Origin of the sequence: Streptomyces sp. NRRL B-1140 (genome assembly GCF_001280065.1) — a bacterium.
In the GTDB taxonomy this organism is placed as follows: domain Bacteria; phylum Actinomycetota; class Actinomycetes; order Streptomycetales; family Streptomycetaceae; genus Streptomyces.
In genome coordinates this window covers 69,551-85,368 of sequence record NZ_LGEA01000101.1, presented here as the reverse complement: position 1 = coordinate 85,368, position 15,818 = coordinate 69,551, and the positions used below count along the sequence as shown (strand labels likewise).

At 71.4% G+C, this 15,818-nt stretch carries 12 protein-coding genes; 11 read left to right on the top strand and 1 reads right to left on the bottom strand.

The window, feature by feature from the left end; genetic code table 11:
• Positions 1-86 precede the first annotated feature (86 nt).
• Positions 87-623, bottom strand: coding sequence for an HNH endonuclease (locus ADK65_RS20510; RefSeq protein ID WP_030836042.1), 537 nt, complete (start codon positions 621-623; stop codon positions 87-89).
• Between the two features lie 342 nt (positions 624-965).
• Between ADK65_RS20510 and ADK65_RS20505 the strand changes: the two genes are divergently transcribed.
• The 11 genes from ADK65_RS20505 (at position 966) to ADK65_RS20455 (ending at position 15,816) form a co-directional block, all read left to right on the top strand.
• A complete protein-coding gene (locus ADK65_RS20505) occupies positions 966-2,045 on the top strand; it encodes a mechanosensitive ion channel family protein (RefSeq protein ID WP_053671832.1) in 1,080 nt (359 codons plus the stop codon).
• 230 nt (positions 2,046-2,275) lie between these two features.
• Complete coding sequence (locus ADK65_RS20500; RefSeq protein ID WP_053671772.1) at positions 2,276-3,487, top strand: ROK family transcriptional regulator; 1,212 nt, start codon at positions 2,276-2,278, stop codon at positions 3,485-3,487.
• A gap of 53 nt (positions 3,488-3,540) precedes the next feature.
• A complete protein-coding gene (locus ADK65_RS20495; RefSeq protein ID WP_053671771.1) occupies positions 3,541-4,878 on the top strand; it encodes an ABC transporter substrate-binding protein in 1,338 nt (445 codons plus the stop codon).
• 3 nt (positions 4,879-4,881) lie between these two features.
• Positions 4,882-5,826, top strand: coding sequence for a carbohydrate ABC transporter permease (locus tag ADK65_RS20490; protein WP_053671770.1), 945 nt, complete (start codon positions 4,882-4,884; stop codon positions 5,824-5,826).
• Entirely contained in the window at positions 5,823-6,716 is an 894-nt protein-coding gene (locus ADK65_RS20485; RefSeq protein ID WP_053671769.1) for a carbohydrate ABC transporter permease, read from the top strand. The genes ADK65_RS20490 and ADK65_RS20485 overlap by 4 nt, the downstream gene beginning before the upstream one ends.
• Positions 6,717-6,718: 2 nt before the next feature.
• The gene (locus ADK65_RS20480; protein ID WP_053671768.1) at positions 6,719-7,984 is read left to right on the top strand and encodes a 6-phospho-beta-glucosidase; all 1,266 of its coding nucleotides are present in this window, start codon (positions 6,719-6,721) and stop codon (positions 7,982-7,984) included.
• Positions 7,975-8,946 (top strand): N-acetylglucosamine kinase, encoded by a 972-nt coding sequence (locus ADK65_RS20475; RefSeq protein WP_053671767.1) that lies wholly within the window; start codon positions 7,975-7,977, stop codon positions 8,944-8,946. The genes ADK65_RS20480 and ADK65_RS20475 overlap by 10 nt, the downstream gene beginning before the upstream one ends.
• 390 nt (positions 8,947-9,336) lie before the next feature.
• Complete coding sequence (locus ADK65_RS20470) at positions 9,337-10,788, top strand: hypothetical protein (RefSeq protein ID WP_053671766.1); 1,452 nt, start codon at positions 9,337-9,339, stop codon at positions 10,786-10,788.
• Positions 10,789-10,856: 68 nt separating this feature from the next.
• Positions 10,857-11,837 (top strand): glutamate ABC transporter substrate-binding protein, encoded by a 981-nt coding sequence (locus ADK65_RS20465; protein WP_107092344.1) that lies wholly within the window; start codon positions 10,857-10,859, stop codon positions 11,835-11,837.
• 68 nt (positions 11,838-11,905) lie between these two features.
• A complete protein-coding gene (locus ADK65_RS20460) occupies positions 11,906-13,243 on the top strand; it encodes a hypothetical protein (RefSeq protein ID WP_053671765.1) in 1,338 nt (445 codons plus the stop codon).
• Positions 13,244-13,260: 17 nt separating this feature from the next.
• Complete coding sequence (locus tag ADK65_RS20455; protein WP_063788039.1) at positions 13,261-15,816, top strand: serine/threonine-protein kinase; 2,556 nt, start codon at positions 13,261-13,263, stop codon at positions 15,814-15,816.
• The last annotated feature ends 2 nt before the right edge of the window (positions 15,817-15,818 follow it).

The following is a 15,818-nucleotide window of genomic DNA, read 5'->3' as shown; positions in this document are numbered from 1 at the left end:
GGCCCATGACCGGCCGGCCCCGGGGGAACAGGGGACCCCCGGGGCCGGCTCACGGGTGCGCGGCTGCACGAAGGCCCGGATCCTCGTCAGGCGGAAATGCCGTCGATCCGGGCCATGGCGTCGTCCGCGCCGAACGGCTGCAGGTACGGCAGCCAGCGCGGGTCCCTGTGGCCGGTCCCGATGATGCGCCAGGCCAGACCCGACGGCGGGGCGGGTTTGTGGCGCAGCCGCCAGCCGATCTCGAAGAGGTGCCGGTCGGCCTTCACGTGGTTGCAGCGACGGCAGGACGCCACCACGTTGTCCCAGACGTGCTTGCCCCCGCGGCTGCGCGGGATGACGTGGTCGACGCTGGTTGCGACGCCACCGCAGTACATGCACCGGCCCCCGTCGCGGGCGAACAGCGCCCGGCGGGTCAGAGGAACGGGCCCCCGATAGGGAACCCGGACGAATCGCTTGAGCCGGACCACGCTGGGTGCGGGGACTGTGACGGTCGCGCTGTGCAGATAGGCGCCGGACTCCTCGAGGCAGACGGCCTTGTTCTCGAGGACGAGGACGAGCGCGCGGCGGAGCGGTACGACACCTAGCGGCTCGTACGACGCGTTGAGGACCAGGACATGCGGCACGGATGCCTCCTTGGACGCCGGCGGCGCGTGGCTCGCGCCGGGACGATTCGTAGCCAGTCTCCCCTCATGCCTGGTGGAAGCGCCACCATGTCCCCGTAACGGGCTGGGAGTGTTTTCGACCACATCCCATTCATCCCCCGGATCATGGCCCGTTCAAGCCCAGGTGAGCACGGTCTCTCCTTCACACATTCCGCGAGAGCACACACAATGCCCCGTTAGTGTGGTGGTTCTGCCCCTTCGGTGACCCTGCCGTGACCTTGACCCCCTGAATCACCGCACCGGGGCGGACCGCTGCACCTGGAGGTACCTGCCGTGTCCTTGTCCCTCGCGGACGCCGTCCTGATGGCCGCCGACCCGTCACCGTCGCCGACCCCCTCGGAATCCCAGTCCCCGAGAGTGCCTTCGCTCCAGGACGCCCAGGAGAGCGCCACGAACGCCGCCGGCTGGGTCGAGCAGAACTGGTCGACGTGGCTGGCGATCGGGCTGAGGGTCCTGCTCATCGTGGTGATAGCCGCGGTGCTGAGGGTCGTCGTACGCCGGGCGATCACCAAGCTGATCGACCGCATGAACCGGACCGTGCAGTCCGTCGACGGCAGCGCGCTCGGCGGCCTGCTCGTGAACGTCGAGCGCCGGCGACAGCGCTCGCAGGCCATCGGCTCGGTGCTGCGTTCGGTGGCGTCGTTCCTGATCATCGGCACCGCCGCGCTGATGATCCTCGGCACCTTCCAGATCAACCTCGCTCCGCTGCTCGCCTCGGCCGGTGTCGCCGGTGTGGCGATCGGCTTCGGCGCCCGCAACCTCGTCACGGACTTCCTGTCCGGCGTCTTCATGATCCTGGAGGACCAGTACGGCGTCGGCGACACGATCGACGCCGGCGTCGCCTCCGGCGAGGTGATCGAGGTCGGCCTGCGCGTGACCAAGCTGCGCGGCGACGGCGGCGAGATCTGGTACGTCCGCAACGGCGAGGTCAAGCGCATCGGCAACCTCTCGCAGGGCTGGGCCACGGCCAACGTCGACGTCACCGTCCACGCCGGGGAGGACCTGGACAAGGTGAAGGCCACCCTGGACGAGGTCGCCGAGAAGATGAGCGCCGAGGAGCCCTGGAACGAACTGCTGTGGGGCCCGATCGAGGTCCTCGGTCTGGACAGCGTGCTGCTGGACTCCATGGTCGTGCGCGTCACCGCCAAGACGATGCCCGGCAAATCCCTGACCGTGGAGCGCGAACTGCGCTGGCGCGTCAAGCGTGCCTTCGACGCGGCGGACATCCGGATCGTCGGCGGAGCCACGGCCTCGGTGGAGGAGCAGCCCGTCGACCCGACGGCGGGCATGGCCGCGCCGTCGGTGTACGCGAACACGGGGTCCCCGCAGTCGGCGGCGGCGTCCCCGCTCACTCCCCCCGCGCCGACGAGCACCACGAAGTAGCGGCACCCGCCCGTACGCGGAGAGGGCGGTGTCCGGTCCGGCCGGACACCGCCCTCCGGTGTGTCCGGATGGCGACGGGCCGTCCCCTCTTGACGCCCGCACGACGGGGGCCTACTTTCCTCCCATCGATAGGAAACTTTCCTAACAGTGGTCGGGCGGGTTGCTCCCCGATGGACTTCCCCGCCCGATCACTGAGAAGCTGAGCAGCCGAAGGGCAGGTGTGGACACGCATGGCAGGAACCGCCGGCACGCCGGGCACCCCGCGCGTCCTGCGCGCCATGAACGACCGGGCCGCCCTGGACCTGCTGCTGGAGCACGGGCCCCTGTCCCGCACCCGGATCGGCAAGCTCACCGGCCTGTCCAAGCCGACCGCCTCCCAGCTCCTGGCCCGCCTGGAGGCGGCGGGTCTCGTGCTGGCCACCGGCACCACCGAAGGCCGGCCCGGCCCGAGCGCCCAGCTCTACGAGGTCAACCCAGCGGCCGGTCACGCCGCCGGACTCGACGTCACCCCGCAGCGGATCCTCGCCGCCGTCGCCGACATCACCGGCCGCACCGTCGGCCGCCACGAGCTGCCCACCCCCGGCAGGCGCACCGGCACCCCGGTCGTCCAGCAGGTCACCGATGCCCTGGACGGCGCGGTGAAGGCGGCCGGTCTCGCCCGGGACGACATCCACCGCCTGGTCATCGGCACCCCCGGCGCCTTCGACCCCGCCACCGGCCGGCTGCGCTACGCCGCCCACCTCCCGGGCTGGCACTCCCCCACCCTGCTGGACGAGCTCGCCGCCGCGCTGCCGATGCCGTTCGAGTACGAGAACGACGTCAACCTGGTCGCACTCGCCGAACAGCGCCTCGGGGCGGCCCGGGGCCACGCGGACTTCGTGCTGCTGTGGAACCAGGAGGGCCTGGGCGCCGCCCTGGTCCTCGGCGGCCGGCTGCACCGCGGCTGGACCGGCGGCGCCGGCGAGGTCGGCTTCCTGCCGGTGCCGGGCACGCCCCTGGTCCGCCGGGTCACCAAGGCCAACAGCGGCGGCTACCAGGAGCTGGCCGGCTCCCAGGTCGTCCCGCGCCTGGCCCGCGAACTGGGCATCGAGGGCGCCCCGCAGGGCCCGTACGCCGAGGCGGCCGCCGAACTGCTGGCGAGGGCGGCCCGGTCGGGCGACGACGCCCACCGGCACCTCCTGCAGACTTACGCGACCCGGCTGGCCACCGGTCTGGCCTCGCTGGTCTCGATCCTCGACCCCGAGCTCGTGGTGCTGAGCGGAGCCGTCCTCACCTCGGGCGGTGAGCCGCTGCGCGCCCTCGTCCAGGCCGAACTGGAAGAGCTGGCCGCGTCCCGCCCGCGCCTGGTCGTGGGCGACGTCCGTGAACACCCCGTGCTGCGCGGCGCGCTGGAGAGCGCGCTCGCGACCACCCGCGACGAGGTCTTCGACACCTCCCGCTGACCCACCCCCTCCCGGTAATCCCCTTCTTCCCCCGTGCCCCAGGGAGCTCCGCCATGCCCGGAAAATCCAGAAAAGCGAAGTTTGCGCTCGCCGCCTGCTCCTCCCTCGCCCTCCTCGCCACGGCCTGCACCGGCCAGTCGGGCGCGGGCGCGAGCGACGACGCGTCCAAGGAGACGACCCTCACCTTCTGGCACGCCTGGAGCGCGCCCTCGGAGGTGAAGGCCGTCAAGGACCTGGTCGCCGGATTCGAGAAGACGCACCCCCACATCCACGTCGACGTCGTCGGCAACATGACGGACGACAAGATGAACCAGGCCCTGCGCACCGGGGGCGCCAAGGCCCCGGACGTGATCTCGTCGTTCACCACGAACAGCGTCGGAAAGTTCTGTTCCTCGGGCGCCCTGGTCGATCTCGACCCGTTCTTCGAGAAGTCGGGCATCGACCCGCAGCGGACCTTCCCGAAGGCGATGAGCGAATACACCCGGTTCGAGGGCAACCGCTGCACGGTCCCCCTGCTCGGCGACGCGTACGGCCTCTACTACAACAAGACAGCGTTCAAGAAGGCCGGCATCACCAGCCCGCCGAAGACCTGGTCGGAATTCGAGAAGGACGCCGAGAAACTGACGATCCCCCAGGGCGACACCTACCAGCAGCTCGGCTTCATGCCGAACTACCACGGCTGGGAGACCACCACCGAGCACTACCTCGGCCAGTTCTCCCCGAAGTACTTCGACAGGAACGGCAAGTCGAACGTCGCGAAGGACCCCGCCTTCGCCCAGGCCTTCACGGTCCAGAAGAAACTGGTCGACTCACTCGGCGGCTACCGCAAGCTGGAGACCTACCGCTCGAAGCTCGGCGACGAATGGGGCCCCAAGCACCCCTTCCACACCGGCCAGGTCGCCATGCAGCTCGACGGCGAGTGGCGCCTGGGCATGGCCCTGGCCACCAAGCCGAAGTTCGGCATCGGCGTCGCCCCGCTGCCCGTCCCCGACGACCGGGCCGACGAGTACGGCAAGGGCTACATCACCGGCACCATCGCCGGTATCGCGGCGACCAGCCGGAAGCAGAACGCCGCCTGGGAGCTGGTGAAGTACATCTCCACGAACACCGACGCGGTGGTGAACTTCTCCAACGCCATCCACAACGTGCCCTCGACGCTGGCGGCCCTGAAGTCCCCGAAGCTGAAGTACGACCCGCGTTTCAAGACGTTCCTGGAGATCGCGGCGAACCCGGACTCCACGACGGCCCCCGCCTCCGTCAACGGCGGTGTGTACCTCACCACGATCCAGCAGTTCGGCTACGACTACGAGAGCGGCAAGGCGACCGATCTGAGGAAGGGCCTCCGGGAAACCGCCCGGCAGATCGACACGGACATCGCGCAGGCGAAGTAGCCCATGAGCACCTGCACACTGCGGGCGAAACACCGCCGCTCGACCCTGCGCACCCTCGCCTTCCTCTCCCCCTGGCTGATCGGCTTCACGGTCTTCTTCGCCTATCCCCTGCTCTCCACCGTCTACTTCTCCTTCATGCACTACGACGGCTTCAAGCCGCCCACGTGGAGCGGCACGAAGAACTGGGTGTACGTCGTCGAGCACTACCCCCTCTTCTGGCCCGCCCTGCGCAACACCCTGTGGCTGGTCGTCGTCATGGTCACGCTCCGGGTCGCCTTCGGCCTGGGCGTGGGCCTGCTCATCACCAAGGTCAAGACGGCCACGGGCGTCTTCCGCACCCTCTTCTACCTGCCGTACCTGGCCCCGCCCGTGGCGGCCACGATGGCCTTCGCCTTCCTCCTCAACCCCGGCACGGGCCCGGTGAACTCGATCCTGGAGAAGGCCGGACTCCCCACCCCCGGCTGGTTCAACGACCCCGCCTGGTCGAAGCCTGCGCTGACCCTGCTGGCCCTGTGGGGCATCGGCGACCTGATGGTCATCTTCATGGCGGCCCTGCTCGACGTGCCGAAGGAGCAGTACGAGGCGGCCGAGCTGGACGGCGCGAGCCCCTGGCAGCGCTTCCGCTACGTCACGCTCCCGACCATCTCGCCGATCGTGATGTTCGCGGTGGTCACAGGCGTGATCCAGACGATGCAGTACTACACACAGCCGCTGATCGCCGGGAAGGTCGCCTCGGGCGTGATCCAGGGCGCGGGGACGCTGTTCGAGCCCGGCTACCCCGACAAGTCGACCCTCACCCTCCCCCAACTCGTCTACAACCTGGGCTTCCAGCGCTTCGACTACGGCTCGGCCTGTGTGGTCGCCCTGGTCCTCTTCGCCCTCTCCATGGCCTTCACGGCACTCCTGATGCGCCGCCGGGGCGGCCTGATCCAGGCAGGTGAACGATGACGCAGGTGCTCGACAAGCCCCTGGAGCCGGCGACACCCCCGTCGCCGGCGCAGCGCACGGCCCGCCACAGGGCGCTGCTGCAATGGATCGCGATCCACTCCCTCGGCATCGCGGCGGCCCTGTTCTTCGCGCTCCCCTTCGTGTTCGTCCTCCTCACGTCCCTCATGAGCGACAGCCAGGCGCTCAGCCGCGACCTGATCCCGCACACCTGGGAGTGGGGCAACTACGCCACCGTCTTCGACACCCCCGGCTTCCTCGCCTGGTGGAAGAACACCCTGATCTACGCGGGCCTGGGCACGGTCCTCACGGTCGTCTCCTCACTCCCGGTGGCCTACGCCCTGGCCAAGTTCCGCTTCCGGGGCCGCAACCTGGCCCTGATGCTGGTCATCTCGATGATGATGCTGCCGCCGCAGGTGATCGTCATCCCGATGTACCTGTTCTGGGCGAAGCAGCTGGACCTGTCCGGCACGCTCTGGCCGCTGATCATCCCCATGGCGTTCGGCGACGCGTTCTCGATCTTCCTGCTGCGCCAGTTCCTCACCACGATCCCCGACGAGTACCTGGACGCGGCGAGGGTCGACGGCTGCGGCGACCTGCGCACGCTGCTGAAGGTCGTTCTGCCGATGGCCAGGCCGGGCATTGCCGCAGTGGCGCTCTTCCAGTTCTTCTACGCGTGGAACGACTACTTCGGCCCCCAGATCTACGCCTCGGAGAACCCGGGCGCCTGGACGCTCTCCTACGGCCTGGAGTCGTTCAAGGGCGCGCACCACACCGACTGGAACCTCACCATGGCCGCCACCGTGCTGGTCATGGCCCCCGTGATCCTCGTGTTCTTCTTCGCCCAGAAGGCGTTCGTCGAGGGTGTCACGCTCACCGGAGTGAAGGGTTAGACATGAAACTCACCGTGGTCGGCGGAGGCTCGACCTACACCCCCGAACTCGTGGACGGCTTCGCCCGCCTGAGGGACACCCTGCCCGTGGAGGAACTGGTCCTGATGGACCCCGCCCAGGACCGCCTCGACCTGGTCGGCGGCCTGGCCCGCCGCATGTTCGCCCGCCAGGACCACGCGGGCCGCATCACCACCACCTCCGACCTCGACGAGGCGGTGGACGGCGCGGACGCGGTCCTCCTGCAACTGCGCGTGGGCGGACAGGCGGCGCGCGAGCAGGACGAGACCTGGCCGCTGGAATGCGGCTGCGTGGGACAGGAGACCACCGGCGCCGGCGGCCTGGCCAAGGCCCTGCGCACGGTCCCGGTCGTCCTGGACATCGCGGACCGCGTCCGCCGCACCAACCCCCGCGCCTGGATCATCGACTTCACGAACCCGGTGGGCATCGTGACCCGCGCCCTGCTCCAGGCGGGCCACAAGGCGGTGGGCCTGTGCAACGTGGCGATCGGCCTCCAGCGCAAGCTCGCCGCCCTGCTCTCCGTGGAGGCCTCCGCGATCCACCTGGACCACGTCGGCCTCAACCACCTCACCTGGGAGACGGCCGTACGCCTCGGCGGCCCGGAAGGCGAGGACGTCCTGCCGAAGCTGCTGGGCGAGCACGGCGACACGATCGCGGCGGACCTCCGCCTGCCCCGCCCCCTGCTGGACACGCTGGGCGTGGTCCCCTCCTACTACCTGCGTTACTACTACGCGCACGACGAGGTCGTACGGGAACTGGGGACGAAGCCGTCCCGGGCGGCGGAAGTCGCCGAGATGGAACGCCGGTTGCTCGCGATGTACGCCGACCCGGCCCTGGACGAGAAGCCGGAGTTGCTCGCCCAGCGGGGCGGTGCCTTCTACTCGGAGGCGGCGGTGGACCTGGCGGCGGCCCTGCTGGGCGGCGGTGGCTCGCCGTACCAGGTGGTGAACACGTACAACCGGGGCACGCTGCCGTTCCTCCCCGACGACGCGGTGATCGAGGTCCAGGCGGCCGTGGGGGCCAAGGGCGCGACCCCGCTCCCCGTCCCGCCCGTGGACCCGCTCTACGCGGGCCTGACGGCCGACGTCACGGCCTACGAGGACCTGGCCCTCCAGGCCGCCCTGCTCGGCGGCCGGGACCGCGTCTTCCGCGCCCTCCTCTCCCACCCCTTGGTCGGCCAGTACGCGTACGCCGAGACGCTCACGGACCGGCTGATCGCACACAACCGGGAGCACCTCACGTGGGCGTGACCGCACGTGTCCTCGCCATCGACGCGGGCAACAGCAAGACGGACGTCGCGGTCGTGACGGCGGAGGGGGACGTCCTCGCCACGGCACGCGGAGGCGGCTTCCGCCCCCCGGCCGTGGGCATCGACACGGCGATGGACACCCTCGCGGAAACGGTGGGGCGGGCCCTCACCACCGCCGGACTCACGTCGGTCACCCACGTCTCGGCGTGCCTGGCGAACGCCGACTTCCCCGTCGAGGAGCAGAGCCTGGCCTCCGCACTGCGGGCACGCTCCTGGGGCGCGACGGTGACGGTCCGCAACGACACCTTCGCGATCCTGCGGGCCGGAGTCACCGAACCCCGCGGTGTGGCGGTCGTCTGCGGCGCCGGCATCAACTGCGTGGGCATGCGCCCCGACGGCCGCACGGCACGCTTCCCGGCCCTGGGCAGGGTCTCGGGCGACTGGGGCGGCGGCTGGGGCCTGTCCGAGGAGGCCCTCTGGCACGCGTCCCGTGCCGAGGACGGCCGCGGCGCCCCCACCGCCCTCTCCCACACCCTCCCCGCCCACTTCGCCCTGCCCTCCATGTACGCGCTCGTCGAGGCGCTGCACCTGGGGCACATCCCCGCACTCCGCCGTCACGAACTGACCCCCGTCCTCTTCGCCACGGCCGCCGACGGAGACACGATCGCCCGGACGATCATCCGGCGCCAGGCCGAGGAGGTGGTCTCCATGGCCGTGGTGGCCCTGACCCGCCTGGACCTCCTGGACGAGCCGGCACCGGTCCTCCTCGGTGGCGGCGTCCTGGCGGCCCGGCACGCCCGACTGAACGCCCCCATCGAACGCCTGCTGACCGACCGCGCACCGAAGGCGGTCCCCCGAGTCGTGACGGCGAGCCCGGTCCTGGGGGCGGCGCTGCTGGGCCTGGACACGGTGGGCCCGGGCGAGGGGGCGCAGGAGCGGTTGCGGAGGTACTACGGCGTGTGAGTCACCCGGGCCGTCGTCCGTGTGGCCGGTCCGAGCCGAGACGCGCCCGCACCCGCGTACGGCGAGAAGGGGCCGTGCCGGGGAGGGTGTCCGCCCGCAGCGGTTGGCGCGTCAACACCAGTCAGTCGGTGTGACACCCCATCGCGCCGTTCCGAGGACGGACACCCCCGGCGCGGCCCCGACCCACACCCGGCGATCCGCGCGGCCACCCGCACCCCCACCCGGCGCCACGGGAACCGAACACCCTCCCCGTTCGTGTTCCAGGACAAGGCGTGGCGCCTGGGGGTGGTGCGCCACGCTGCGATCCGATCAAGATCAGGGCAAGGCCGGTGCGGATGTCAGTCCCGGCAGCGATACTTGCGGCGACGGATGACCACGGGGGAGGTCACAGTGACGCACACGCCGAAGAGCAGCCCGCCACCACCAGGTCCGGCCCTGCCCGTCCTGCCGGCGGTCCCGGCACAGGCAGCGCCCCCCACCCGGCCCACGGGAAACGCTCCCGCGCCCCCGAGCCCCCCGACAGGCCCCCGCCGCACCGCCTTCGCCGAGGGTCTCGACCAACTCCGCTCCGCCGCCACCACCGAGCCCGGACGCCTGCGCATCATCGGCGCCCTGCTGGCCCTCCTCGTCATCGCCTTCGGCTCCGTCACCGCCTGGCAGATGACCGACCGGGCGGCCGCCGCCGACGACGTCCTCACCCGCAGCCAGCCCCTCAGCTCGGACGCCGCCGACATCTACCGCTCCCTCGCGGACGCCAACACCGCCGCATCCAGCGGCTTCCTCGCCGGCGGCCAGGAACCGGCCGCCACCCGCGACCGCTACGAGCGCGACATCCGCACCGCCGCGGAGAAGCTCGTCAACGCCGCCGCGAACGCCGAACCGAACTCGCCGTCCACGGCGACCATCGCCGAGCTCAACCGACTCCTCCCGGAGTACAAGGGCCTGGTGGAGCGCGCCCGCACCTACAACCGGCAGGGCTTCCCCGTCGGCGGCGCCTACCTCCGCTACGCCAACGAGAAGATGCAGGAGCAGATGCTCCCGGCGGCGGAGGACCTGTACAAGAAGGAGAACCAGCGCCTCGGCGCGGACTACGCCGCGGCCACGCCCTACCCCTGGGCCGCCATCGCCCTCGGCGTCGCCGCCCTGGCCGCCCTCGCCTGGGCCCAGCACCGCAACTACCAGCGCACGAACAGGGTCCTGAACCACGGCCTGGTGGCCGCCACCGCCACGGCGACGGTCGTGCTGCTGTGGCTGGTCGTCGGCCACACCGTCGCCCGCGCGGGCCTGAACGACTCCTTCGACCACGGGGTCCGCTCACTGAAGGTGCTGCACGACGCGCGCATCGCCTCCCTGAAGGCCCGGGGCAACGAGAACCTGACCCTGGTGGCCCGCGGCGCGGAGACGAAGAAGGTCGGCGAGAAGACGTACGACGCCTACGACTACGACTTCGGCGAGGACATCAAGGCTCTCGCCACCCACCTGGCGGCAGCCGAGAAGCTGGCCGACGACACCTCGGGCGAGCGTCCCGTCAGCGCCGCCACGGGCAACATGCGGGTGTGGAAGAAGCGCCACGCAGCGGCCCGCCAGCAGGACGAGTACGGCAACTACCAGCAGGCGCTGAAACGGGTCATCGGCGACAAGGACACGACCGGAGAGTGCTTCGACAGCGTCGACGAGAACCTGCGCACGGCACTCGCGCACGAGGAGACGGAGTTCAAGCGCGCGGCGGGCGACGGCCGCGACGCGCTGACGGGCATGCCGGCCGGTGTGGCCGTACTGGCGGTGCTGGGCGCCGCCGGCGCGGTCCTGGGCATCGGCCGCAGACTGTCGGAGTACCGGTGAACGGGCCAGGCGCGAAGGGAGGAACGACCGTGCGAGACACGCTCAAGGGCTGGGGCGGGGTGACCGCGATGGCAGTCGTCTGCGCCCTGGTGGCGCTGGTGGCCCTCTGCCTGCCGCTCACCACGGACGCGACGCCGGCCCGGAACACCACCGCGACCACCTGGACCGCCGAGACCAAGGCGGAAAAGGACTGCAAGGACCCCGAGAAACAGACCCTCTCCCCCTCCTCCGCCGACGGCGACACCATCCGGAAGATCAAGGACCGCGAGGGCGGGAAGCGCAAACTGATCGTGGGCGTCGACCAGAACAGCTTCCGGTGGGGCTACCGCGACCCCAACAGCGGCAAGTCCGCGGAGCTCGAGGGCTTCGACATCGACCTGGTCCACCGCATCGCCGAGGACATCCTCGGCGACCCGGACGCCGTCCAGTTCAAGGCGATCCCCACCGACCAGCGCATCCCGGCGATCCAGGGCGACCGCGTGGACATGGTCGTCCGCACGATGACGATCGCATGCGACCGCATCGACGACGTGGCGTTCTCCGCGCCCTACTTCAAGACGGGCCAGCAGGTCCTGGCCCCGAAGACCTCGCCCGTCAAGGGCTACGACGACACGCTCACGGGCCGCAAGATCTGCACGGCGTCCGGCTCCACGGCCCACTCCAGGCTGCAGGCGGACAAGGACGCCCGCGAACTGCCCGCCGACACCGACATATCCACCGCCGTCCCGAACCAACTCGACTGTCTGGTCAGGCTGCAGCTCGGTGAGGTCGACGCCGTCGTCACCGACGGCGCGCTCGCGGCGAGCCAGGCGGCACAGGATCCGACGGTCCAGCTCAAGGGCGACGCCTTCACTACCGATTACTACGGCGTGGCGATGAAGAGGGACGCGGACGATCTGGTACGCCGGGTCAACCAGATCCTGGTCGACTACCGCAAGGACACCGCGAACGGCTGGCAGGCGTCGTACAACCGATGGCTGGCGGCCACCATGGGCAAGGATGCGAAGAAGTCGGAACCACCGGCACCGCAATACCTCCGCACGAGCTGATGACCGGCACGCAGCCGGACCACGACCGAGAACGCCCCGACGGGCACGACCGCAGCGAGAGGTGATCGATGGGCGTCACGGGACCCACCGGGCCGGTGATGGACCGGGACGAGGTGGACCGTGCGCTGGCGCGGCTCGGCGCGGAACACGAGGCGATCGAGACCTCGCTCCTCGCCCTGCAGGACCACGCGGGCCGCAGACTCCTGGAGGGCGCCGAGCTCACCGGCGTCACAAAGGAGCACTGGACGTCCACGGAGGCGTCGATCACGCTGCTGTGGACCTACTTCGACGCGTACACGGGCGCGCTGCGCTCCGCCCGGGACATCCGGGCCCGCCGCCGCTGGTCCAGCCGCGAGGACCTGGTGGAGCTGACGGAGCTCCTGAACGGCGACTCGGTCACCGTCGCGGGCAGCGCCACGGCGACGGCCAACGCCCCGACCCTGCACGCCGGTCCGACCAAGCTCAGCGAACGCCACTCGCTGCGCACCCTCGTCGACCGGATGAACGAGCTGTACGCGGCGAGCCTGGACATGGTGGTCGCCGCGGACGCGGTCTGGTCGGCGCTGCCGGCCCGGATAGACCTGCTCGCGGCCGAGCTCCAGCGCACCCGCCGGCTCGCCCACTCGGTCGGCGTGCGCCCCGGCGAGCACCCCGCCGGTGACGATCTGGAGCGCATCACACGGGTCCTGACCAGGCTGCGCGAGGAGGTGGTCTCGGACCCGCTGGCGTTCTGGCTGGCCGCGGAGGGCAGTTCGGCGCCGGGCGGCGGCAGACCGGACACGACGGTGTACGACCGCGAGGCCCGCGCCCTTGAGGACGTACGCCGGGAGATCGACGCCGTGCTGACGGTCCGCCAGGACGCCGAGAAGCGGATCGTGCGGCTGCGGGACATCCTCAGCCGCGCGGACCGCACGCTCGCCGAGGCGCGCACGGCACGCGGCGAGGTCCTCGCGAAGATCGCGGCGACGGAGGTGCCGGTGGTCAGCGGACCGCCGACCGTGCTGCAGGAGCAGCTGGCGGCGGCGGCCGAGTACCGCAGACAGGCACAGTGGCACCGGCTGTCCCCGCTGCTGGAGTCGCTGGAGCAGAAGGCCGAGGACGAACTGCTGCGCGCCCGGGAGTCGTTGACGGCGGTCACCGCACCGCTGGCGGTCCGCGCCGAGCTGCGCGGCCGTCTCGACGCGTACAAGGCGAAGGTCGCCCGGCACGGCTTCGCCGAGGACACACTGCTGGTGGAGCGGTACGAGAAGGCGCGCCGCATGCTGTGGAGCGCGCCGTGCGACCTGCGCGCCGCGGAGCAGGCGGTGCTGCGCTTCCAGCACGCGGCAGCGGAGCTGCTCGGCGGGGGCCCGCGGCCGCCGGAGCAGGGCGTGCCGGAGGACGACCGGAGGGGGCCGGGCGCATGAGCGACGAGGGGGAGTCCATGAGCCGGGCACCGCACGAGCCGGCCGGCGGGCCGCCACGCACCTGTCAGCGGCCGGATTGCGAGGGCACGTACGAGGACGTCGGCGGCGGTGAACTGTACTGCGACACCTGCGGTCTGGCCCCGGTCGTCGCGGCTGGGGGTCCCCCCTCCGGCGCGGGCATGGTCGGGTCGCCTCCCACCGGCGTCACCGCAGGGGGCCGGGGAGGATCCGCCGGCAGCGGCAGTTCCCGCTCCAGCGGCCGCAGTTCACGGACGTCGTCCCAGTCGTCGAAGTCCCGCCGCTCGGTATCGGGGCGTCTGTCGCGGTCTGTGTCGGGCAAGTCGACGGGCCGCTCGGTGTCGGTGCGCAGCTCCGGCTCGTCCACCGGCTCGGGATCCCGGGGCCGGCTGGGCGCCGGGCTGGTGCAGGTGCCGCCGATCCCGCGGCCCGACCCGCGCGAGATGGTCCTGGACAACCCCGAGGTGCCCGAGCGGAAGCGGTTCTGCTCGCGCTCCGACTGCGGCGCCCCGGTGGGCCGGGCCCGCGGCGACCGGCCGGGCCGCACGGAGGGCTTCTGCACCAAGTGCGGGCACCCGTACTCGTTCGTGCCGAAGCTGAAGGCCCTGGACGTCGTGCACGGCCAGTACGAGGTGGTCGGCTGCCTGGCGCACGGCGGGCTCGGCTGGATCTACCTCGCCGTCGACCGGGCCGTGTCCGACCGGTGGGTGGTCCTGAAGGGCCTGCTGGACACCGGCGACCAGGACGCGATGGCCGCGGCGATCTCCGAGCGGAGGTTCCTCGCGGAGATCGAGCACGCCAACATCGTGCGGATCTACAACTTCGTGGAGCACCTGGACCAGCGCACGGGCTCCCTCGACGGCTACATCGTGATGGAGTACGTCGGCGGCAAGTCGCTCAAGGAGATCGCCAACGCCCGCCGCACCCCGCAGGGCAGGCGCGACCCGCTGCCGGTGGAGCAGGCCTGCGCGTACGGCATCGAGGCGCTGGAGGCGCTCGGGCACCTGCACAGCCGCAACCTGCTGTACTGCGACTTCAAGGTCGACAACGCCATCCAGACCGAGGACCAGCTCAAGCTGATCGACATGGGCGCGGTGCGCAGGATGGACGACGAGGAGTCGGCCATCTACGGCACGGTCGGCTACCAGGCCCCGGAGGTGGCCGAGGTGGGCCCGTCGGTGGCGAGCGACCTGTACACCGTCGCCCGCACCCTCGCGGTCATGACCTTCGACTTCCAGGGTTACACGAACGTCTACGCCGACTCCCTGCCCGATCCCGACCACATCGAGGTCTTCCGGCAGTACGAGTCGTTCTACCGGCTCCTGGTCCGTGCCACGGACCCCGACCCGGCCCGCCGGTTCGCCTCGGCGCAGGAGATGTCCGAGCAGCTGACGGGTGTGCTGCGGGAGGTCGTCTCACTCCAGACGGGCCGCGCCCGCCCCGCCCTGTCCACGCTCTTCGGTCCGGAACTGCGCGTCACGGACACGGAGTTGTTCCCGAGGCTGGACGGCGAGGTGTCGCGCCTGGGGGCCCGGGTTCCGCGGGCCCGGACTCGTGGCGCGCCTCCCGCCGCCTTGCCCGACCCGCAGCGGCCCGGCCCCGCGCACAGCCTCGTGAAGCCCGTCGACGCCCCGGCCGCCGCCTTCGCCCTGCCCGTCCCGCGCGTCGACCCGACCGACCCCAACGCCGGTTTCCTGGCAGGTCTGATGACCTCGGCGCCGGGCGAGCTGCTCGGCGCCCTGGCGGCCGCCCCTGCCCCGTCGATCGAGACACGGCTGCGGCGGATCCGGGCCTGGCTGGAGACCGGCGATCCGGCCGCGGCACTGCAGACGCTGGTCTCGCTGGAGGGTGAGCGGCCCGACGACTGGCGGGTGGTCTGGTACCGGGGTCTGGCCGCCCTGGTGACCGGCGACGACGAGGGGGCAGCCCTCGCCTTCGACGCGATCTACGACGCCTTCCCGGGCGAGATCGCGCCCAAGCTGGCGCTGGGCCTGTGCGCGGAGGTGCTGGGCCAGTCGGACAACGCCGCCGAGTACTACCGGCTGGTGTGGTCGACCGACCCGAGCCATGTGAGCGCCGCGTTCGGCCTGGCCCGCGTCCAGCTGGCGACCGGCGACCGGCACGGCGCCGTACGCACGCTGGAGTCGGTCCCGGAGTCCTCCATCCACTACACGGCGGCGCGCGTCGCGGCCGTCCGGGCGCGGCTGCGGCAGCGCTCGGCGACCGCGGCCGACGCGGCGTTCCCGGGGGATCTGGCGGCGGCCGCCGCGCAGGTCGAGGCGCTGGAGGCGTACGGTCTGGATCCGGCGCGCCGGGAACAGTTGGCGGCCGAAGTCCTCGGTTGCGCGCTGGACTGGGTACTCTCCGGGGGCCAGGGTTCCGCCCCTCCCGCCGCCGGGGGACGGACGCTGCTCGGCAGCGGCCTGGACGAGCGGGGCCTGCGTTTCGGTCTGGAACGCTCGTACCGCACGCTGGCCCGGCTGGCGCGGGGCGGCGAGGAGAGGATCGACCTGGTGGAACGTGCCAATCGTTACCGCCCCCGGACGTGGGTGTAGTT